General features: G+C 70.8%; 15 protein-coding genes. 7 read left to right on the plus strand and 8 right to left on the minus strand.

All coding sequences use genetic code 11. From position 1 onward, the window contains the following. Window positions 1-289: 289 nt before the first annotated feature. Both IEX89_RS22900 and IEX89_RS22905 read left to right on the plus strand, forming a co-directional pair. Window positions 290-1,303 (plus strand): metal ABC transporter solute-binding protein, Zn/Mn family, encoded by a 1,014-nt coding sequence (locus tag IEX89_RS22900; protein WP_188915611.1) that lies wholly within the window; start codon window positions 290-292, stop codon window positions 1,301-1,303. Between the two features lie 79 nt (window positions 1,304-1,382). Further along, a complete protein-coding gene (locus IEX89_RS22905) occupies window positions 1,383-2,366 on the plus strand; it encodes a CobW family GTP-binding protein (RefSeq protein WP_188915612.1) in 984 nt (327 codons plus the stop codon). An 18-nt stretch (window positions 2,367-2,384) separates the two neighbouring features. Here the strand turns inward: IEX89_RS22905 and IEX89_RS22910 are convergent, their stop codons facing one another. Both IEX89_RS22910 and putA read right to left on the minus strand, forming a co-directional pair. Then, window positions 2,385-4,001, minus strand: coding sequence for an AMP-binding protein (locus IEX89_RS22910; protein ID WP_188915613.1), 1,617 nt, complete (start codon window positions 3,999-4,001; stop codon window positions 2,385-2,387). 278 nt (window positions 4,002-4,279) lie between these two features. Then, window positions 4,280-7,381, minus strand: a complete 3,102-nt coding sequence (gene putA, locus IEX89_RS22915) for a bifunctional proline dehydrogenase/L-glutamate gamma-semialdehyde dehydrogenase PutA (protein ID WP_188915614.1) — start codon at window positions 7,379-7,381, stop codon at window positions 4,280-4,282. 90 nt (window positions 7,382-7,471) lie between these two features. Between putA and IEX89_RS22920 the strand changes: the two genes are divergently transcribed. Continuing rightward, window positions 7,472-7,975: an Lrp/AsnC ligand binding domain-containing protein gene (locus tag IEX89_RS22920; protein WP_188915615.1), complete on the plus strand. Its 504-nt coding sequence runs from the start codon at window positions 7,472-7,474 to the stop codon at window positions 7,973-7,975. A gap of 10 nt (window positions 7,976-7,985) precedes the next feature. Here IEX89_RS22920 and IEX89_RS22925 read toward each other — a convergent pair whose 3' ends face one another. The 5 genes from IEX89_RS22925 to recQ form a co-directional block, all read right to left on the minus strand. Next, window positions 7,986-9,023: a nucleotidyltransferase family protein gene (locus tag IEX89_RS22925; protein ID WP_188915616.1), complete on the minus strand. Its 1,038-nt coding sequence runs from the start codon at window positions 9,021-9,023 to the stop codon at window positions 7,986-7,988. 77 nt (window positions 9,024-9,100) lie between these two features. Continuing rightward, the gene (locus tag IEX89_RS22930) at window positions 9,101-9,604 is read right to left on the minus strand and encodes a cyclase dehydrase (RefSeq protein ID WP_188915617.1); all 504 of its coding nucleotides are present in this window, start codon (window positions 9,602-9,604) and stop codon (window positions 9,101-9,103) included. A gap of 40 nt (window positions 9,605-9,644) precedes the next feature. After that, window positions 9,645-10,817 carry a zinc-dependent alcohol dehydrogenase gene (locus IEX89_RS22935; protein ID WP_188915618.1) on the minus strand — a complete coding sequence of 391 codons (1,173 nt, stop codon included), beginning with the start codon at window positions 10,815-10,817 and terminating at the stop codon, window positions 9,645-9,647. A gap of 161 nt (window positions 10,818-10,978) precedes the next feature. Beyond that, window positions 10,979-12,379, minus strand: a complete 1,401-nt coding sequence (locus IEX89_RS22940) for a TadE/TadG family type IV pilus assembly protein (protein WP_188915619.1) — start codon at window positions 12,377-12,379, stop codon at window positions 10,979-10,981. A gap of 158 nt (window positions 12,380-12,537) precedes the next feature. After that, complete coding sequence (recQ, locus tag IEX89_RS22945; protein ID WP_188915620.1) at window positions 12,538-14,343, minus strand: DNA helicase RecQ; 1,806 nt, start codon at window positions 14,341-14,343, stop codon at window positions 12,538-12,540. A 456-nt stretch (window positions 14,344-14,799) separates the two neighbouring features. Here recQ and IEX89_RS22950 point away from each other — a divergent pair, with 456 nt between their 5' ends. Together IEX89_RS22950 and IEX89_RS22955 are read left to right on the plus strand one after the other, a co-directional pair. Further along, on the plus strand, window positions 14,800-15,537 hold the full coding sequence (locus IEX89_RS22950) for an Abi family protein (protein ID WP_188915621.1): 738 nt from the start codon (window positions 14,800-14,802) through the stop codon (window positions 15,535-15,537). Window positions 15,538-15,690: 153 nt separating this feature from the next. Then, a complete protein-coding gene (locus IEX89_RS22955) occupies window positions 15,691-18,585 on the plus strand; it encodes a PAS domain-containing protein (RefSeq protein ID WP_188915622.1) in 2,895 nt (964 codons plus the stop codon). A 6-nt stretch (window positions 18,586-18,591) separates the two neighbouring features. Here IEX89_RS22955 and IEX89_RS22960 read toward each other — a convergent pair whose 3' ends face one another. After that, window positions 18,592-19,494, minus strand: a complete 903-nt coding sequence (locus IEX89_RS22960) for a DMT family transporter (RefSeq protein WP_188915623.1) — start codon at window positions 19,492-19,494, stop codon at window positions 18,592-18,594. Window positions 19,495-19,616: 122 nt separating this feature from the next. Here IEX89_RS22960 and IEX89_RS22965 point away from each other — a divergent pair, with 122 nt between their 5' ends. Both IEX89_RS22965 and IEX89_RS22970 read left to right on the plus strand, forming a co-directional pair. Next, complete coding sequence (locus tag IEX89_RS22965; RefSeq protein WP_188915624.1) at window positions 19,617-20,480, plus strand: YihY/virulence factor BrkB family protein; 864 nt, start codon at window positions 19,617-19,619, stop codon at window positions 20,478-20,480. Window positions 20,481-20,578: 98 nt separating this feature from the next. Continuing rightward, window positions 20,579-21,586, plus strand: coding sequence for a glucokinase (locus IEX89_RS22970; RefSeq protein ID WP_188915625.1), 1,008 nt, complete (start codon window positions 20,579-20,581; stop codon window positions 21,584-21,586). The last annotated feature ends 29 nt before the right edge of the window (window positions 21,587-21,615 follow it).

Raw genomic sequence — 21,615 nt, forward strand, 5'->3', positions numbered from 1 at the left:
CGCCCCGCTCGCCGCGGCGCTGAGGAGATGAGGAATACCGCTGCCTCGCGCCGATCACGGATCCCATCTACCGGCGGCGCCGCGAGTTTCCACACAGCCTCGGCCCGAAGCCGCCACCTCCCCGCAGGGGAGGACGAAGGCCGAAGGCCGAGCGTGGGGAGGGCGGCGGGCCGGCCCGCGGAATGGTCGCCCGGCCCCACCGCCCGTGCTGCGCACGGACTCCTCCCCTCCGGGGAGGACGCGAAAGCGCCAGCGCACGTGTTTCTCAGTGACAGGAAAGGGATGCTTCATGTCCTCGGGTCGTAACGTTGTAACATTGCTTTCTACCGCCGCGACGGCGCTGCTCCTCGCGGCGCCCGGCGTCGCGCAGGAGCGACTGCCGGTGGTCGCCACGTTCTCGATCCTGGGCGACGTGGTCGCCCAGGTCGGCGGCGAGCGGGTGACGCTGACGACGCTGGTGGGGCCCGACGGCGACGGGCACGTCTACTCGCCGACGCCCGCGGACGCCCGTCGCGTGGCGGAGGCCGAGATCGTGTTCGTCAACGGGCTCGAGTTCGAGGGCTGGATCGACCGGCTGATCGCCTCGGCCGGCACGGATGCCACGATCGCCGTGGCGAGCGAGGGCGCCAGCCTGCTGGAGACCGACGACGGGCACGGTCACGAAGAAGATGCGCACGATCACGACCACGCGCACGACGACGATCACGCGCACGACCACGATCACGCGCACGCCCACGATCACGACGACCATGCGCACGACGACCATGCGCACGGCTTCTACGACCCCCATGCCTGGCAGGACGTGGAGAACGTCGTCGTCTACGCGACCAACGTCCGCGATGCGCTGATCGCCGCCGATCCGGAGGGCGCGGACACCTACCGCGCCAATGCGGAGAGCTACATCGCCGCGCTTCGGGTGCTCGACGAAGAGATCGCGGCCGCCGTCGCGGCGATCCCCGAGGAACGCCGCACGGTCGTCACGAGCCACGACGCCTTCGGCTATTTCGAGCACGCCTACGGCCTGGAATTCGTGGCGCCCCAGGGCGTCTCGACGGAAGCCGAGGCGTCGGCGCGCGACGTCGCCATGCTGATCACGCAGATCCGCGAGACGGGCGCCGACGCCGTCTTCGTCGAGACCATCACCGACGAGCGCCTCATGCGCCGCATCGCGGAGGAGACCGGCGCCGCCATCGGCGGCACGCTGTATTCCGACGCGCTCTCCCCCGCCGACGGACCGGCGCCCACTTACATCGAGATGATGCGCCACAATATAAGGACCCTGAGCGAGGCGCTCGGCTCCTGAGCCGGGGCGCCTTCGCGCGAATTCGTCCCGAAAGAGCCCCGGCGCGCGGCGCCGGGGCGCATCGCGAGAGCGAGCGACCATGTCCGAAGCGAAGACCTCCTCCGAAGAGAAGATCCCCGTCACCGTCCTCACCGGCTATCTCGGTGCGGGCAAGACGACCCTCCTGAACCGCATCCTCTCGGAGGAGCACGGCAAGCGCTATGCCGTCGTCGTGAACGAGTTCGGCGAGGTGGGCATCGACAACGACCTCGTCGTGGGCGCCGACGAGGAAGTCTTCGAGATGAACAACGGCTGCATCTGCTGCACCGTGCGCGGCGACCTCATCCGCATCATGGACGGGCTGATGAAGCGCAAGGGCCGCTTCGACGCCATCATCGTCGAGACGACCGGGCTCGCCGATCCCGCGCCCGTGGCGCAGACCTTCTTCGTCGACCAGGACGTCTCCGACAATGCCCGCCTCGACGCGGTGGTCACGGTGGCGGACGCGAAGTGGCTCGCCGAGCGGCTGAAGGACGCCCCCGAGGCGAAGAACCAGATCGCCTTCGCCGACGTGATCCTCTTGAACAAGGTCGATCTCGTCTCGGCCGACGAGCTCGCCGAGGTCGAGAGCCGCATCCGCGCGATCAACCCCTATGCCCGGCTCCACCGGACGGAGCGTTGCTCGATCCCCATCGACGAGGTGCTCGGCCGCAACGCCTTCGACCTCGAGCGCATCCTCGACCTCGAGCCCGACTTCCTCGAGGAGGGGCATCACCATCACCACGACGAGGACATGCAATCCGTCTCGGTGACGATCGAGGGCGAGGTGGACCCGAACAAGTTCATGCCCTGGATCTCGAACTACACCCAGGTCGAGGGCCCGAGCATCCTGCGCTGCAAGGGCATCGTCGCCTTCCCCGACGAGCCCAAGCGCTTCGTCTTCCAGGGCGTGCACATGATCCTCGACGGCGACGTCCAGGGCGAATGGCGCGCGGACGAGACGCGGCGCTCCCGCGTCGTCTTCATCGGCCGCGACCTGAAGCCCGACGAGATCCGCGAAGGCTTCCTCGCCTGCGCGGCGTGACGCACTGGAGCCTGGGCCTCAGCCCTCCTCGCGCAGGAGGCGCCGGATCACCTTGCCCGTCGTCGTCAGCGGGAGGCTGTCGCGGAAGACGATCTCGCGGGGATATTCGTGGGCCGACAGCCGCGTGCGAACGAAGGCGCGGATGTCCTCGACCAGCGCATCCGACGGCGTGACGCCCGCGCGGGGCACGACGAAGGCCTTGACGATCTGCGTGCGCACCGGGTCCGGCTTGCCGACGACGGCGGCGAGCGAGACCGCGGGGTGGCGCAATAGGCAGTCCTCGATCTCGGCGGGGCCGATGCGATAGCCGGCCGAGGTGATCAGGTCGTCGTCGCGCCCGACGAAGCGGACGTAGCCGTCCGCGTCGGCGACGCCCTGGTCGCCCGTCGTCATCCAGTCGCCGACGAACTTGGCGCGGGTCGCCTCCTCGCGGTTCCAGTAGCCGAGGAACATCACGGGGTCGGGCCGGCGCACAGCGATCTGGCCCGGCTCCTCGGGCTCGCACAGGGTGCCGTCCTCGCGGATCACGGCCACGTCGTGGCCCGGGACCGCCTTGCCGATGGCGCCGGCGCGAGCGACGCCGATGGCGGCGCAGGAGGAGAGGACGAGATTGCACTCCGTCTGGCCATAGAACTCGTTGATGGTCAGGCCGAGCGCCTCGCGCCCCCAGGCGAAGGTCTCGGCGCCCAGCGCCTCGCCGCCGGAGCCGACGGTGCGCAGCGCGAGGCCCGACGGCGCCTTGCCCGCCGCACGCAGCATGCGCAGCGCGGTCGGCGGAATGAAGGCGTTGGCGACGCCCTGCTCGACCATCAGCCGCCAGGCGGCGTCCGGCTCGAACTTCTCGAACTTGCGCGCGACGACCGGCACGCCGAAATGCAGGCCCGGCAGGAGCACGTTGAGGAGCCCGCCGGCCCAGGCCCAGTCCGCTGGCGTCCAGAGCCGATCGCCCGCGCGCGGCAGGAACTCGTGGTGCATCTGCACGCCCGGCAGATGCCCCGGCAGCACGCGATGGGCGTGGAGCGCACCCTTGGGTTGGCCCGTCGTACCGGACGTGTAGATCATCATCGCCGGATCGTCGGCGGCCGTGTCGCGAGCGGTGAAATCGGGGCTCGCCGCCTCGAGCGCTTCGTGGAAGGACGCCGCCTCCCGGCCGGGGCCGGTGAGGGAGCCGTCGACGCTGAGCACGCAAGCGAGATCCGGCAGGCCGAGGCCCGCGATCTTCTCGATGCCCGCGCCGGTGGCGATCAGCCCCTTCGCGCCGGCGTCCGAGAGGCGGTAGCCCAGCGCGTCGACGCCGAAGAGCAGCGCCAGCGGCAGCGCCACCGCGCCGATCTTGTAGAGGGCGACGTGCGCGATCGCCACGGCGGCCGATTGCGGCAGCAGGATCGCGACGCGGTCGCCCGGCCCGATGCCGCGGGCGACGAGGGCGTTGGCGAGGCGGTTCGAGGCCTCGCGCAGCCGCCCGTAGCTCCACGGCTCCACCCCGCCGGCGGCATCGACGTCGAGGATGGCGACGCGCTCCGGCGCGACGGCCGCCCAGCGGTCGCAGACGTCGACGCCGATATTGTAGCGCTCGGGCACCCGCCAGCGGAACGTGCGCCGCAGGGTCTCGTAATCACGGGCCTCGTTCAGCATCGCCCTCGGGCCTCCTTCTTCGGAGGCGAGGTGTAGCGCGTCGCACGCATGCGGCAAAGCCGTCTCTCTCCTTCCCTGGAGGGGAAGGTGGCTCGGCGCAGCCGAGACGGATGGGGCGCGCGGCACGCGCGTTCGGCGAAGCCGAAATCGACGTGCGAACCCGGACACCGAGGTTTCCGCTTCGCGGAACACGCCCGAGGCGTGCCCCATCCGTCACGCCGCTTCGCGGCGCGCCACCTTCCCCTACAGGGAAGGAGAAGGTGGCCGTGCGCGGCGCCTCACTCCTCCATGGCGATGAGCGCCGCGTTGCCGCCGGCGGCCGCGGTGTTCACCGTCACCACCTGCTCGGTGGCGAAGCGGTGGAGGTAGTGGGGGCCGCCGGCCTTTGGGCCGGTGCCGGACAGGCCGTGGCCGCCGAAGGGCTGCACGCCGACGACCGCGCCGATCATGTTGCGGTTGACGTAGACGTTGCCCGTCGTCATGCGGCGAACGACCTTCTCGATCGTCGCCTCGATGCGCGAATGCACGCCGAGCGTCAGGCCGTAGCCCTTGGCGTCGATGGCGTCGAGGAGCGCGTCGAGCCGGCCGGCCTCGTAGCGCACCACGTGGAGGACGGGGCCGAAGATCTCCTCGCCGAGGTCCTCGGGCTTGCCCAGCTCGAAGAGGTGCGGCGCGACGTAGGTGCCCTCCGCCGGCGCCTGCATGGCGAGATGCGTGCGGCGCGCGCGCGCCTTCGTCGCCTCCACGTGGGCGACGAGCGTCGCCTTCGCCTCCGCGTCGATGACGGGGCCGACCTGGACGGAGAGGTCGCGGGGGTCGCCCACCTTCAGCTCGCGGGCGGCGCCGGCGATCATCTCGATCATCTTATCGGCGACGTCCGCCTGGACGCACAAGAGCCGCAGCGCCGAGCAGCGCTGGCCGGCGGAGCGGAAGGCGGACATGACGACGTCGTCGGCCACCTGCTCGGGGAGCGCGGTGGCGTCGACGATCATGGCGTTGATGCCGCCGGTCTCGGCGATCAGCGGCACGATCGGCCCGTCCTTGCCGGCGAGCGTGCGGTTGATGATGCGCGCCACCTCCGTCGAGCCGGTGAAGACGACGCCCGCGACGCGGGGATCCGCCACGAGCCGCGCGCCGATCGTCCCGTCGCCGGGCACGAAGGCGAGCGCACCCGCGGGAATGCCGGCCTCGAGGAAGAGCGCCGTCGCATGGGCGGCGACGAGCGGGGTCTGCTCGGCGGGCTTGGCGACGACGGTGTTGCCGGCGACGAGCGCCGCCGAGATCTGGCCCACGAAGATCGCGAGCGGGAAGTTCCAGGGCGAGATCGCCACGAACACGCCGCGCCCGCGCAGCGTCATGCGGTTCGTCTCGCCGGTGGGGCCGGGGAAATCGATGGGCGCACCGAAGACGCGTTCCGCCTCCGCCGCGTAATAGCGGCAGAAATCCACCGCCTCGCGAATCTCGGCCAGCGCGTCGTCGACGGTCTTGCCGGCCTCTACCTGCATGAGGTGCACGAGCCTTCCGGTATCGCGCTCCATCAGGTCGCCCATGCGCCGCAGCGCCGCCGCGCGGGTCGCGGCCGGTGTCGCCGCCCAGGCGGGATGGGCCGCATGCGCGGTGGCCATGGCGGCGTCGGAATCCTCGAGCGAGGCCTCGACGACGCGCCCGGCGACCGTGCGCCCGTCGATGGGGCTCGTCACGTCGCGCGCGGCGCCGTCGCGGGCCCGCCCGCCGATCACCGGCCGCGCGAGGGCCGCGCCGGAGCGCCCGACCTCGATGGCGGACGCGAAGGCCGCGAGCGCGGCGCGATCGCCGAGCTCGACACCCTGCGAGTTCGCTCGCGCGCCGCCGAACAGGTCGCGCGGCAAGGGCAACTTCGAATGGCGCGCGCGCTGGGGCGTGCCGATGATGGCCTGCGGGCGCTCGAGCAGGCGCTCGACCGGGACGTTCGGATCGGCGGCCACGGAGACGAAGGAGGAGTTCGCACCGTTCTCCAGGAGGCGACGCACCAGATAGGCGAGGAGGTCGCGGTGCCCGCCGACGGGCGCGTAGACCCGGCAGCCGAGCCCGGGATGGCGCTCCAGCAGGCGCCCGTAGAGCGCTTCGCCCATGCCGTGCAGGCGCTGGAACTCGTAGCCGGCGCCGTCGCCGGCCCGCGCCACGATCTCGGCCACCGTCAGCGCGTTGTGGGTGGCGAACTGGGGGAACAGCCGCGGGCGCGCGGCGAGCAGCCTGTCGGCGCAGGCGATGAAGGAGAGGTCCGTCATCGCCTTGCGGGTGAAGACGGGATAATCCGGCAGGCCGCGCTCCTGGGCGCGCTTCACCTCGGTGTCCCAGTAGGCGCCCTTGACGAGGCGCACCATGAAGCGCCGATCGAGCCGCTCGGCCAGCGCCGCGACGTAGTCGATCACGGCGGGCGCGCGCTTCTGGTAGGCCTGGACCGCGAGGCCGAAGCCGTCCCAGCCGGCGAGCGAGGGGTCGGCGGCGACCGCCGCGATCACCTCGAGCGAGAGCTCGAGCCGGTCCGCCTCCTCGGCGTCCACGGTGAAGTTGAGGTCGTAGCCCTTCGCCTTGCGGGCGAGGTCGATGACGCGCGGCGTCAGCTCGGCGAGGACGCGCTCGCGCGAGAGCGCCTCGTAGCGCGGATGCAGCGCGGAGAGCTTCACCGAGATGCCGGGGCGCTCGGGCAGGCGCTTGTCGCCGGCCCCGCGGCCGATGGCGTCGATGGCGTCCGCGTAGCTCTTGAAGTAGCGCTGCGCGTCGTCCGCCGTGCGGGCGCCCTCGCCCAGCATGTCGAAGGAATAACGATAGACCCGGCCCTTGCCGGAGCGGGCGCGCGAGAGCGCCTCCTCGATGGTCTGGCCGAGCACGAAATGCGAGCCGAGCACGCGCATCGCCTGGCGCGTCGCCGTGCGCACGGTGGGCAGCCCCAGCCGCTTCGTCATCTGCTGGAGGATGCCCTCCGGCGTCTCGCCGGGGCGGATGACGCGCGCGGTGATGCCGAGCGCCCAGGCGGACGCCGAGACCAGGAACGCGCCCGATTTCGCCTCGTGATGCGCGAAGTCGCCCTGCCCGAGCTTGTCCTCGATGAGCCGATCGGCGGTGGCGCCGTCGGGCACGCGCAGGAGCGCCTCGGCCAGCACCATGAGCGCCAAGCCCTCGCGCGTCGACAGCGCGTATTCCCGCAGGAGATCCTCCACCCCGCCGAATCCGCGCTCCTCCTCCCGGATGGCGCCGATCAGGTCGCGGGCGAGCGCGTCCGCCGCGTCCTCCGTCGCCGGCGCGGTGCGCACCTCCGCGAACAGGCGCTTGGCGAGGGCGACGTCGTCCTCGGCGTAGGGGGCGGTGAAGGGCGGAAAGGCGGGGGAGAGTGCGTCCATGGCGGGTCTCCGTCGAAGGCCGGATGGCTTTCGGGTGATTGCGAAGCATATCGCAGCTTGCGCCGCGCTTCCACTGACGTATTCTGCCCGATGCCGCACGATACGCGGCGCGATGGGGGCATTACCGTGAAACCGACGGAATTGGACCGGACCGACAGACGCATCCTCGCCGTGCTCCAGGAGGACGGCCGCATCTCCGCCGTCGACCTCGCCGAGCGCATCGGCCTCTCGCCGACCGCGACGGGCGAGCGCCTGCGCCGGCTGCAGAAGGACGGCATCATCGCGGGCTTCACCGCCCGGCTCGACCCGCACCGCATCGATCTCGGCCTCCTCGTCTTCGTCGAGGTGTCCCTCGACAAGACGACGCCCGACGTCTTCGAGAAGTTCGCCGAGGCCGTGCGCCACGCCCCCGAGGTCCTCGAATGCCACATGGTGGCGGGGGGCTTCGACTACCTCGTCAAGACCCGCATCGGCGACATGACCGCCTACCGTCGCTTCCTCGGCGACGTCCTCCTGGCGCTCCCGGGCGTGCGTGAGACCCGCACCTACGCGGTGATGGAGGAGGTGAAGACGGACGGGCCGCTGCCGGTGTGAGAACGCCCCCTCAACGCGAAACCTCCTCCAAGACGTCCCGAACGTCCGGCATCAGGGTCAGCGTCGCGTCGAGGCGGGCGGACCAGCGGGGGCCGCGGGTTCGGGCCGTCTCGTAGGCTTCGGCGAGATCGTCGGGGCGGTCGCTCGCGAGAACGCCGACGAGGAAGCGGGCCTGCTCGCGGTCCTTGTGCGCGCGCAGCGCGTCGCCGCGGGCACGGCGGCGGTCGGCGACGATGAGCTTGTGCACGGCGAAGCGCTCCGGGCGAGGGATGCGCACGAGGACGCCGTGGCGATAGAGGCCGACAGCCGGGATCGGGGCGGACAAGAGGAAATCGAGGTGGTGCAGCGACTGCGCGTGCACCCCGAGAGCGGGGAGCGGACGCACGTCTTCGTCTTCTCGGAAGGACGGAGTGAGGAACTCGACGAGGAGCTCCCCCGCCGTCTGGCGCCAGCGCCAGGCGGGCGCGCGCGGATCGAGGCCCGGCACGTCGTCGAAGGCGAAGTCGGAGAGGATCTCGGCGATCGGCCGCTCGACCACGTCCCCCAGCGCGATCGAGAGGCGCTCGAAGCTCGCGATGTCGATGTCCTGCGTCATCGCCGACCCGCCGACGGGAATCGCGACGCCGAGCTCGGCCGCGTAGAGGCGAAACGCCTGCGTCCCGACGACGACGCCGCCGAGCCGAAAGACGCCGGCCGTCGCCATGGCGGACAGCAGGCTTCCCGTATTCGTGTCCAGCGGCAGGTAGCGCTCGGCGCGCAGGACGCGCACGAGCGCGGCGGCGCGCTGACGTCGCCCGGCGGCGCGGGCGCGTACGGCGTCGATGCTCGCGAGGCGCTCGGCGATCTCCGGCACGTCCTCGCCGATGTAGCGCTCCTTCACCTCGGTGCCGACGCGATAGCGGTCGTACCAATAGCCGCGCCCGTTGCGCGTGCGCCGGGTCGCCTTGCCGCGAAGCTCGACGACGGCCTCGTCGAGATGCAGCGCGACGAGATCCTGGTAGGCGGCCTGGGCGGCGAGCGAGGTGCGGGTGAAGGGTGCTGCGGTCATGGATCCATCTTGCCACACGAACCCAAAGTTTGTGTGGCAAGAATTTCGTCAGGACCGACGCGATCAGCCGCCCTCCCTCAATAAACCCCGGCCATCTCCCGCGCCTCCCCTCGCATCGCCTCCGGCGGGCGGGGGAAGCCGCGGCGGCGGCGGTAGTCCTTCAGCGGGCGGGCGGGGCGGCGGTCCTCGGCGCTGAGCGTCTTGGCCACCGCGAAGTCGAGGAGCGTCACCGCGGCGACGGCGCCCATGGCGAGCCCGGCGCGCTCGCGGCGCTGCGGCCCCTCGTCGAGGGCACTGGCGAGCAGCCCGAGATCGACGGCGTCGCCGACGACGCGGCCCCACATCCAGGGCATGGGATCGTCGGCGGCGAGCAGCGCGATGCCGGTGGCCACCTCGCGGGCGCCGCAGGCCCGCACGTAGCCCTCGCGGCCCGACAGGCCGACGCTGCGCGCCACCGCGCGCGGGGCCGCGATCTCGGCGAGGCCGAGCGCCAGCGAGAACAGGCCGAGACCGCGCGCGAGGCGATCGGTCTCGCGGTCCGGATGGCCGCGCCGGGGCGAGCCTTGGGGTTCGTAGCGCATGAGCAGTCTCCTCGGCGCAGGGATTTCGGGACGGGCGCCGTCACGGCTTGAGCACGACCTTGACGCAGCCGTCCTTCTTGTCGCGGAAGGTCTCGTAGAGGGCCGGCCCGTCGGCGAGGTCGGCGACGTGGGTGATGACGAAGGTCGGGTCGATCTGCCCCTCCTCGATCCGGCGCAGGAGATCGTCGGTCCAGCGCTGCGTGTGCGTCTGGCCCGTGCGCACGGTGATGCCCTTGTTCATCAAGGCGCCCAGCGGCACCTTGTCGGCGAGGCCGCCGTAGACGCCGGGCATGGAGATCGTGCCCGCCGGGCGGATCAGGTAGATGATCTCGCGCAGCGCGTGGATGCGGTCGCTCTCGGCCATGACGGCCTGCTTGGCGCGGTCGTACATCGAGTCGATGTGCCCCGACACGTGCGCCTCGAGGCCCACCGCATCGATGCACTTCTCCGGGCCCTTGCCGTCGGTGAGCGCGTCGATGCGCTCCATGACGCTCTCGACCTCGAAGTTGATCGGGATCGCCCCGCCGGCCGCCGCCATCTCCAGGCGCTCGGGCACGCGGTCGATGGCGATCACCTGCTTGGCGCCGAGCAGCACCGCCGAGCGGATGGCGAACTGGCCCACGGGCCCGCAGCCCCACACGGCGACCGTGTCGGTCTCCTCGATTCCGAGCTGCACCGCCGCCTGCCAGCCGGTGGGCAGGATGTCGGAGAGGAAGAGCAGCTTCTCGTCGGAGAGGTTGGAGGGCACCTTGACGTGCGTCTTGTCGGCGAAGGGCACGCGGATGTACTCCGCCTGCCCGCCCTGGTACCCGCCGGTGAGCTGGGTGTAGCCGAAGAGCCCCGCTGTGGTGCGCCCGAAGGCCTTTTGCGCCAAGGAGGCGTTCCGGTTGGAGCGCTCGCAGACGGAGAAGTTGCCGCGCAGGCATTGCGGGCACGCGCCGCAGGAGATGGTGAAGGGGATCACCACCCGGTCGCCGACCTTCAGCGCGTGGCGCGATTCCGGGCCGACCTCGACCACCTCGCCCATGCATTCGTGGCCCATGACGTCGCCGGGCGTCATGCCGGGGATGAAGTTGTCGTAGAGGTGGAGGTCCGATCCGCAGATGGCGCAGCTCGTCACGCGAATGACGGCGTCGCGGGGATGCTCGATCTGCGGATCCGGCACGCTCTCGCAGCGGATGTCGTGCTTGCCGTGCCAGCTCAACGCTCTCATGCGCTCGTCTCCCGCGCTCGTCTCGACCGATCGCGGCGGCCCCGGCGAAACCCTTCGGGAGGGCAGTCGGGGGCGGCCGCGGCGGGCGAACACGCGGAGCGGGGGAGCGTTCCGACGGCCGCGCTTCGAGCACGCGCGGCCGTCGTGAGGTCAGCTATGCCTCACTGCGTCAGGCGGACGGAGCCGATGCGCCGGGCGATCTCGTCGAAGACCGGGCCGAGGTCGGACGCCTGCGAGACGTCGTAGTAGAGCTCGGACGACGAGGCGCAGCGGCGCAGCAGGCCCGCATTCCCGTTGATGACGCGCACCGTGACGACGGTGATGCCCGCATCCTTGGCGCTCGTGCACGCGGCTTCGGTGCGCTCGTCCATGGTGCGGTTGTTGTCGCCGAACTTGTTCTCGGTGTTGTCGCCGTCGGTGAGGAGGATCATGAAACGCTCGACCTCCTCCTCGTCCTCGCCGGAGAGGGACTCGGTGAAGGGCTCGGAGGGCGAGAGCATGGCCGCGCCCCACACCGCGCCGATCGTGACGTTGGTGTTGCCCGACGGCTGCATCGAGCCGATGGCCGAGACGATGGCGCCGCCCGACGTCCACACGTCGGTGAGAGGCGCCATGCGGGCGAGGTTCGCGCGGCAATTGGAGGCGGGGTGGAGCGTGCGGGGATCGTCGAGGTCGACGCCCGCGTGCGTGACGTCGAAATCGTCGGGGATGCGGTCGCGATCCCACACGCAGCCGTCCCAGTCCGTGGGCGTCGCGCGGCGGTTGGTGTCGCAGCCGTCGCCCGCGTCCTTGTCGGCGGCGGCGAAGCGCAGCCAGGACACGCGCTCGACCCGCGTCGGGACGGCGTTGCCGGTACAGAAGCCGCCGCGCCCGCGAGGCGGGACGGTGACGTTGCTCGTCAGCGGCGTCTCGTCCGCGACGGCTTCCTCGATCGCGAGCGGCACGCGCACGGTCGTGTCGAAGGGCACGAGGCCCACGCGGATGCGGTCGGCGCCGCGGGCCGCCTCGCGCATCACGTGCACGAAGCCGCTCGACGGCTGGCTCGAGGAGCAGGAGGCGTCGCCGCACAGAGCGCGCTTGAGCTCGCGCATCTTGTTGCGGGAGCTCATCGAGCCCGTATTGTCGAGGACGAGAGCGATCTCGATCTGGCGACGCCCGTAGCTCGCCTCCGCGAAGCGCGAGACGGTGACGTCGTCGATGTTGACGACGCGCAGGAACGTCGTCTCGACGCGGACCTCCGCCTCGAGCCAGACGGTCTCGTCGACCTTGTCGCCGGTGAGCGAGACGACGCTCAGCTTCGCGTCGTTCCCGAGCACGCCCTCGAGCTGCTTTCGGGCGAACTCGAGCATCTCCTCGCGGGTCGTCTCGTCGGGATCGCGCACGGCGGCGAGCGCCGCGTTGTCGAGCGCGAGCTGGATGGTCTCGGCGGTGTTTCGCGCCCGCGTGTAATCGATCGTCGCGCCGGCCATGCCGAGCAACGGGACGAGGACGAGACCGAACGCGATGGCGACGTTGCCGCTTCTGTTCGCGACGGCGTCGCGCAAGTGACGACGCAAGCTCATCTTATGTACCTCCTCGAGAGGAGCAGATGGTTGCGCCCGCGGCTCTTAAGGGTGCCCTAAAGGAATATGCGACGAACACGGCCTATCGCCGCTTCATGCGGCATAGTTGACGCAAAATGTATTCATTTCCCGTGTGCCGGCAATCGTCGGCGTGCGCCTCAGCCGGCCTCGCGTATCGTCGCGAGTATCTCCTCGCCGTAGCGCTCGAGCTTCGCCTTGCCGACGCCGTGGCAGGCGCCGAGCGCGCCGAGATCGTCGGGGCGCCGCTCGACGATGTCGATCATCGTGCGGTCGGTGAAGACGACGTAGGCGGGCACGCCCTCGTCCTTGGCGAGGCGCGTGCGCAGCGCCCGCAGGGCCTTCAGCAGCGGATCGCTCGACGGGCCGGAATCGGCGAGCGCGGCGGCGCGCCTCGCCTTCTTCGTGTCCTTGGGCGCATGCACGTCGGCGCGCAGCGTCACCGTTTCGCGCCCGCGCAGCACCGCGTCGCCCCGCTCGGTGATGCGCCACGCGCCGTAGCCCGTGATGTCGTTCTCGACGAGGCCGCCGGCATAGACCTGGCGGATCAGCCCGCGCCACTCGTTCTTGGCCTTGTCGCGCCCCACCCCGAAGGTGCGCAGCGTATCGTGCCCGAGGCGGCGCACCTGCTCGGTCTCGTCGCCGACGAGGATCGAGACGATGTGCTCCGAGCCGAAGCGCTCGCCCGTGCGGGCGATCGCCGAGAGGATCATCTGCGTCTCGCGCGTGGCGTCGAAGAGCGTGACGCCGCCCTCGCACAGGTCGCAATGGCCGCAAGGCTCGGAGGTCTCGCCGAAATAGGCGAGCAGCGTCTGGCGCCGGCAGCGCGGCGCCTCGCACAAGGCCACGAGCGCGTCGAAGCGGCGATACTCGATGCGCTTGACCTCCTCGGGCGCCTGGCTCTCGGCGATCTGCTGGCGGCGCAGCCGCATGTCGTCGAGGCCGTACAGCGTGAGCGTATCCGCCGGCGCGCCGTCGCGGCCGGCGCGGCCGATCTCCTGATAGTACGCCTCGATGGTCTTGGGCATGGCGGCATGCGCCACGAAGCGCACGTCGGGCTTGTCGACACCCATGCCGAAGGCCACCGTCGCCACCATGACGACGCCGTCCTCCTGCAGGAAGGTGTCCTGGTTCGCCTGGCGCACCGCCTGCTCGAGACCCGCATGGTAGGGCAGCGCGCGATAGCCGAGATCGCCGAGCTTCTCGGCGAGCTTCTCGACCGCGTTGCGCGTGGCGCAATAGACGATGCCGCTCTCCTCGCGATGGCGCCCGAGGAAGGCGGAGAGCTGGCGGGGCGCGTCGGTCTTGGGGCTCATGGCGAGGCGCAGGTTGGGCCGGTCGAAGCCCTGCACGAAGGTGCGCGGCGCGCGCGGGAACAGGCGCTGGGCGATGTCCTCGCGCGTGGCGCCGTCGGCCGTGGCGGTGAGCGCCATCGTCTGCACGTCGCCGAGCCGGCGGCGCACCTCGCCGAGACGCGCGTATTCCGGGCGAAAGTCGTGACCCCATTGCGAGACGCAATGCGCCTCGTCGATGGCCAGCAGCGAGACCCCGCGCCGGGCCAGGAAATCGGCGAGGCTCTCCGAGGAGAGCCGCTCGGGGGAGACGTAGAGGAGCTTGAGCGTGCCCTCGCGCATCGCCGCGCGCACGCGCGAGGCCTCCTCCTCGTCGTTGGCGGAATTGAGCGCGCCCGCCGCGACGCCGTTGTTGCGCAACGCCGCCACCTGGTCGCGCATGAGCGCGATGAGCGGCGAGACGACGATCGTGAGGCCCTCGCGCACCAGGGCGGGGAGCTGGTAGCAGAGCGACTTGCCGGCGCCGGTGGGCATGACCGCGAGCACGTCCTCGCCGTCGAGCACAGCGCGCACCACGTCCTCCTGCCCCGGTCGGAAGGCGGAATAGCCGAACGTCGTCGAGAGGACCCGCAGGGCGTCGTCGATCGTGGGCATGGAGCTGGGATGCGGTCTCGGGCGTGGAACGGAGGGTGGCGGCCGCGCATCCGATCGGGCACGCGCCGGCGGCCCCTTCTGCCACGGATCGACCGGCGCGGGGAAGGCTCGCGGCGAAGTGTGGTGGCCCAATCGCGTTCAAGAACAACGCTCATCTGGCCGCACCCTCAACCGCATGGTATGAATTCGTGGAGATTCGCAAAACGTACGCACTCACGCCTGCGACCGCGGCGAGGGTGTCGGGTCCGCTTTGTTCCAAGAGGGGCGCTGCAAGCCTTGGAGCGAGTGCGCCGGAGCCAAGTGTGCGCATGCCGAATTGCGAGCGGCAGCAGGAGGCGCGATGACTTGTCAGGATGGAGCCGAACAGACGAAAGGCGAACCTTTCGAGGCTCGCCTTTCGAATCCTGTCCCCAAGGGGTGTGCGTCGAAGCGCAGTGACCGTTTCTTGAGGCTCACATGAAGTTGGATAGCCCATCCTTGCAAGCGCTGCAAGCAGTTTTTTTAGATGATGAAGAATCCGTTAATGCTTTCATAAAGGCCGTGAGCCAGCCGCGGTTTTCCCGGTATCTGAAGGCGTGCAGAGGAAACAAGCGGGAGGTAATCGATTTGTATTTGCCGAACTCAAAACTTTCGCAATCCCTTTACTTGCTGATCCAAATTTGGGAGGTCTGCTTGCGGAACAAGCTAAACGACTTCCTTTGCTGGAAGTACAATGGAAGCTGGCCGAAAGACACGCGCCTTCAGCGGAACCTGACGGCGAACGATCGACGGCGGCTGAATGAGGCGATCACACGCCAATCAGAAGCGCGCAAAGTGCCCCATCCTCCGACTGGAGCCATCGTCGCAGACCTATCCGCCGGTTTCTGGGTTTCGCTGCTGGCAAAGAGCTATGACGTGCCATTCTCTTGGAGATATAATCTATCTCAGGTTTACCCACATGCTGCCGGCATCAAGAGAGCCGAGGCATCTGATATCTGCAGCGCCCTCCTGGACCTCAGGAACCGAATTGCGCACCATGAACCCATCTACCACTTAGACCTCGCTTTGCTGAAACGCCAACTCGACGAGCAGATCGAGGGTATGTGCCGAGCGAGTGCAGCTTTCGCCGCTCATGCATGCACATTCGCCCACCATTGGACGATCTTGTCGCAGACAGGTGCGCCCGCGCCCCCATCTAGTGAGAATTCGAACTGAGACACGACACCCGACGGTCCGGCGGTGGACGACGCACCGCAGGCTCGTTTGCGCACGCGCGCTGCGCGGCCGCTCGCGTGCGTCGCGTCTTTCACGTAAGGTGAGCCGGCGAGCGAGACGTGAGACGCCGCGCACGAGACCCGAAGGCCAGCGATGACTCTCCCCGCCCGCACGCGCGACGCCGTGCCCGCCTTCATCGCCGGCGGCGGAGAGATGGGGGCGCGCATGCGCGCGCACGACTGGGCGAGGACACCGCTCGGGGAGCCCGAAGGCTGGCCTCAGCCGCTCAAGACCATCGTCGGCGTGGTGCTGGCCGCGAACCAGGCGATGTTCGTCGTCTGGGGTCCCGAGCGCACCATGCTCTACAACGACGCCTACGCGGAGATCCTCGGCGCCAAGCACCCGGCCGCTCTGGGCCGGCCCTTCTTCGAGACCTGGTCCGAGCTCGTCGAAAGCGTGAGCCCGATCATGGAGCGGGGCTATGCGGGCGAGCCGACGACGATGGATCATCTCGAGCTCGTCATGCTCCGCAAGGGCTATCCCGAGCCGACGCACTTCTCGTTCTTCTACGCGCCGCTGCGGGACGAGGGAACGGGGCGCGTCGAGGGCGTCTACTGCGCATGCACCGAGATCACCGAACGCGTGACGGCGGAGCGCCGTGCCGCCTTCCGCAGCGCGCTCGAGACGCGGCTTCGCGAGCTCGAGGCGCCGGCCGACATCATGAAGGCCGCAGCCGAGATGCTCGGGCAGAGGCTGCGGGTCGACCGGGTCGGCTATGCCGAGATCGAGGCGGGCACGCCCGTCGCCAGCGTCCAGTCCGACTGGAGCGCGGCGGGTGTCGCCTCGGCCGCCGGCCGCCATCCGCTCGCCCGGTTCGGTCCCGGCGTCGCGGACGCCCTGGCGACAGGGCGGACGGTCGCGGTCGAGGACGTCTCCGCCGACCCGGCGACGACGGCTCCCGCGACGGTCGCGGCCTATGCCGCGCTCGAGATCGCCGCGCACGTGGCGCTGCCGCTGATCAAGGGCGGGCGCCTCGCCGCCGTGCTCTACGTGCATGCGCGCGCCGCGCGGCGCTGGTCGAGCGACGACCTCGCCCTCGTGCGCGACGTCGGCGAGCGCACCTGGGAAGCGGTGGAGCGCGCCCGCGCGCAGATGGAGCTGCGCGAGAGCGAGGCGCGGCTGCGCGAGCTCGCCGACAACGTCAGCCAGCTGGTCTGGACCACCGACGCGCAGGGTGCCATCACCTGGTACAACAAGCGCTGGTTCGACTACACGGGCACGACGCTGGAGGAGATGCGCGGCTGGGGCTGGCGCGCCGTCCATCATCCCGACCACGTCGAGCGCGTCGTGGCGAGCGTGTCGCACGCCTTCGAGACCGGCGAGCCCTGGGAGGACACGTTCCCGCTCCGGGCGAAGGACGGGACCTATCGCTGGTTCCTCAGCCGCGCCCGCCCCATCCGCGACGAGACCGGCGCCATCGTGCGCTGGTTCGGCACGAACACGGACGTCACGGCCCAGCGCCACGCGCAGGACGCGCTCCACCGCCTCACCCGCACGCTGGAGGCCGAGGTCGCCCAGCGCACGGAGGAGCGCGACGGCATGTGGCGGCTCGGCCAGGACATCTTCCTCGTCCTGGATCTCGAGGGCACCTTCGTCAGCCTCAACCCCGCCTTCACGCGCATTCTCGCCTGGGAGCCGCACGAGGTGGTGGGGCGACGCCACTGGCGCTTCCTCCATCCCGACGACGTCGCGGCCAAGGAGAGCGGGCTGGCGCTCCTGCGCGCGGGGACGCCGGTGAGCGGGCACGTCAACCGCTACCTCCACAAGCAGGGCGGCTATCGCCTGATCTCCTGGGCCGCGGTGGCGCAGGGCGAGCACATCTATGCGGTCGGCCGCGACGTGACCGACGAGCGCGCCCGCGCGGCCGAGCTCGAGGCGGCGCAGGAGCAATTGCGCCAGTCCCAGAAGATCGAGGCCATCGGCCAGCTCACCGGCGGCGTCGCCCACGACTTCAACAACCTGCTCACCATCGTGCGCACGTCAGTGGGCTTCCTGCGCCGCGAGGGGCTCGCCGAGGAGCGCCGCCGTCGCTACGTCGAGGCCATCGCAGAGGCGGTGGATCGCGGCGCCAAGCTCACGGGCCAGCTTCTCGCCTTCGCCCGGCGCCAGACGCTCCAGCCCGAGCCCTTCGAGGTCCGTACGCGGGTCTCGACGACGGCGGAGATGCTCTCCTCCGTCCTCGGCGCCGCGATCGAGATCGTGGTCGAGACCGCCGACGAGCCCTGCTGGATCGAGGCCGACGTCGCCCAGTTCGACACCGCCATCGTCAACATGGCGCTCAACGCCAAGGACGCGATGGACGGCGCCGGGCTCCTGACGATCCGCGTCGCGCACGACGGCGAGCACGTCGCCGTCTCCCTCGCCGACACGGGCTGCGGCATCGCGCCCGACGCGCTGGAGCGCATCTTCGAGCCCTTCTACACGACGAAGGAGGTCGGCCGCGGCACGGGGCTCGGCCTCTCGCAGGTCTTCGGCTTCGCCCGCCAGTCCGGGGGCGACGTCCTCGTCGACAGCCGGCTCGGCAGCGGGGCGAAGATAACGCTGTGCCTGCCGCGCACCGAGCCCGCCCGCCACCCGCACGGCGCGCGTGCCGTGGAGCCCGCGCCCCTGGCCGACGGGCGGGGCACCCGCGTCCTCGTCGTCGAGGACAATCGCGAGGTGGGCGGCTTCGCCACGCAGACGCTGCAGGATCTCGGCTTCGCCACGACCTGGGTGACGAGCGGCGAGGAGGCGCTCGCGCTGGTCGACGCCGATGCGGGGCGCTTCGACGTGGTGTTCTCCGACGTCGTCATGCCGGGCATCGACGGGCTCACCCTCGCTCGCGAGATCCGCCGGCGCGAGCCCGGCCTGCCCATCGTGCTCACCACCGGCTACAGCCACGCGCTGGCCGAGGAGGGGCTTTTCGGCTTCGAGCTCGTGCGCAAGCCCTACGGCGCGGAGGACCTCTCCCGGGCGCTGTGCGGCAAGGCGCGCGCGGCGGGCGCCTGACGACGCTCAGCCACGGCTGGCGAGGGCGACGCCGAGGGCGGCGACGCCCATGCCGAGCATCTGGATCGGCGCCAGCGTCTCGCCGAACAGCAGGTAGGCCATCAGCGCCGAGCAGGGCGGCACCAGGAACAGCAGCGAGGCGACGCCCGCGACCGCGCCGCGGCGGATGAGCACGAGGAGGAGCGAGATCGCGCCGATCGAGAGCCCGAGCACGGCCCAGGCGAGCCCGATCACCACCTCCGTCGTGAAGACGATCCGTCCCTCCTCGATCAGGAGCGCGAGCGGCAGCGTGAACAGCAGCGCCCCGCAATATTGCACGACCGTGTTGGTGCGCAGGTCGAGCTTGCTCGCCGTGCGCTTCTGCCAGATCGTGCCGAGCGTGATGGCGAGCACGCCGGAAAAGCAGACCGCGAGCGGGATCGGCGGGATGCCGGATCCCTCCCCGAGCCGCGGCACGACGACGAGGAGCACGCCGGCGAAGCCCACCGCGATGCCGAGCCAGCGCCTGGCCGAGACCGTCTCCCCGATCAGCGGCGCGACCAGGAGCCCCGTCAGGAGGGGCTGCAGGCCCGCCACGAGCGCCGCGATGCCCGCCGGCAGCCCGTGCGAGACCGACCAGAACACGCCCCCCAGATAGGCGCCGTGCAGCAGCACGCCGGCGACGAGCCCGTCGCGCCAGCCCGCCCAGGTCGACGGCCAGGCCGCGCCCGCGAGCCACGCGGCGACGGCGAGCACCGCGATGGCGAGCGCGTAGCGGATCCACAGGAAGGTCAGCGGCTCGGCGTCGCCCGCCACCAGGCGCGCCACGATGAAGCCCGTCGCCCAGATGACGACGAAGATCGCGGGCGCGAGACGCGCGCCGAGGTCGGAGGGTGCCGTGGCCGGAGTGGAGGGCTCGCGTCGGTTCATGAGGCGAGCGTCTAGCGCGCCGGCGCACGATCCGCCAGCTTGCAGAGCGTGCACGATTGCGCCATGTCGAGGGGTGGAGCCGCCGGCCCTGAGCGAGGGCGGCCGAGAGGAGGCCCGACGCCTTGGCGCGTGCGCGCACGATCCTGGCCGTTCTGAACCTGGCCTACAATCGCTTCCTGCTGCACGACGGCTGGGCGATCGCGAGCCATATCGCCCTCTCGGCCCTGTTCTCGTTCTTCCCGTTCCTGATCCTGCTCACCGCGCTCGCCTCGACGTTCGAGTTCGGCACGCTCGCCGACAACGCCACCGAGATCATCCTCGACGTCCTGCCCGTCGAGATCGCCGAGCCGCTGGCCGCCGAGGTGCGCACCGTGCTGACCGAATGGCGCGGCGATCTCCTCACCATCGGCGCGGCTTTGGCTCTGTGGTTCTCGTCGAACGGCATTGAGGCGCTTCGCGTGGGCCTCAACCGCGCCTACGGCGTGCGCGAGAACCGGGCGTGGTACGTGACGCGCGTCGAATCAATCGTCTTCGTCGTCATCATCGCCGCCGTGATGATGGCGTTCTCGCTCGCCGTCGTGCTGGGGCCGCTGCTGTGGCGCGCCGCGACGGGCTTCTTCCCCGCGCTCACGCCCTTCTCGCAGACGGTGGGCTTCCTGCGGCTGGGCACCACGACGCTGCTCATCGCCATCGCGCTCGTCGTCACCCACAAGTTCCTGGCGGCGGGGTCGCGCCCCGTCTCCCACGTCCTGCCCGGCGTCGCGGTGACGCTCGTCCTGTGGATCGTCGGCGGGCTCGCCTTCGGCATCTACCTCGCCCAGTTCCCGAGCGCCTACGCCTCGACCTATGGCGGGCTCGCCACCGCGATGATGTCGCTCATCTTCCTCTACACGATCGCGGTGATCTTCATCGTCGGCGGCGAGATCAACGGCGCCGCCATCGCGCTGCGCAAGAGCGCCAAGAAGAGCCGCGCACGCGGCGAGTGAGCGCGCGCGGCGCGGACGCTCCCCCCTGTTGCCCCCTCGGGCCCCCTCGCCTATCACCTGCAGGGAGCCCCATCCCGCTCCTCGCGCGTTGAGAGGTCATGACTTCGCTTCCGCATCCCCTCCTCGTCGCCGACGTCGGCGGCACGAATGCGCGGTTCTCGCTCTCCGAGAGCCCCGGCGCGCCGCTCGTTCCCGTCTGCCGCCTGCGGACCAAGGAGACGCCCACCGTCTACGACGCCGTGGAGCAGGCGCTCGCCGCCGCGCCCGTTCGCGCGAAGACGCTCGTCCTGTGCGCGGCGGGGCCCGTTCTCGGGCGCGAGGCGCGGCTGACGAACGCGCAGTGGGTTTTCGACGGCGCCGACCTCGCGGAGCATTTCGGGCTGGCGCAGGGGCTGCTCCTCAACGATTTCGAGGCGGCGGCTCTGGCGCTCGCCGTGCTCGAGCCGCAGGACGCGATCCCCATCGGCCGGCCCGTCCCGCCCGGCGGCGGGCCCAAGCTCGTACTCGGCCCCGGCACGGGGCTCGGCATGGCCGCGCTCGTCACGGTGGCCGGCCGCGCGGCGCCGCTGCCCGGCGAGGCGGGGCACATCGGCTTCGGTCCCCTCGACGAGGAGGATTTCCGCGTCTTCCCGCGCATGGAGCGGCATTTCGGGCGCATCACCCCGGAGGCGATCCTCTCGGGGCCGGGCCTCGCGCGCCTCTACAAGGCGATGGCCGCCGATTTCGGACGCGACCCCGACGCGGTCGAGAGCGACCCGCCGATCGTCGCGGCCCGCGCGCTCTCGGGGGAATGCGCCCACGCCCGCGCGACGGTGGACGCGTTCCTCAAGCACCTCGCGCGTTTCTCGGGCGACATGGGCATCGTCTTCGCGGCGACCGGCGGCGTCGTCATCCGCGGCGGGGTCATGGCCTCGCTGGCGCCGCTGGTCGAGGAGACGCGCTTTCGCACGCTCTTCGAGGAGAAGGCGCCGGTCGAGGCGCTGGCGCGCGCCGTGCCGCTGATGCGGCTGCCCTCCGACGACGTGATCCTGCGGGCGATGGCGGCGGTCGGCGCCGACCCCGACCGCTTCGTCATCGACTACCCCGCCCGCCTCTGGCGTATCTGAGGCGGCGCTCGGGCGCCGACGTGCTCGGC

The organism is Salinarimonas ramus (genome assembly GCF_014645695.1).
GTDB lineage: Bacteria > Pseudomonadota > Alphaproteobacteria > Rhizobiales > Beijerinckiaceae > Salinarimonas > Salinarimonas ramus.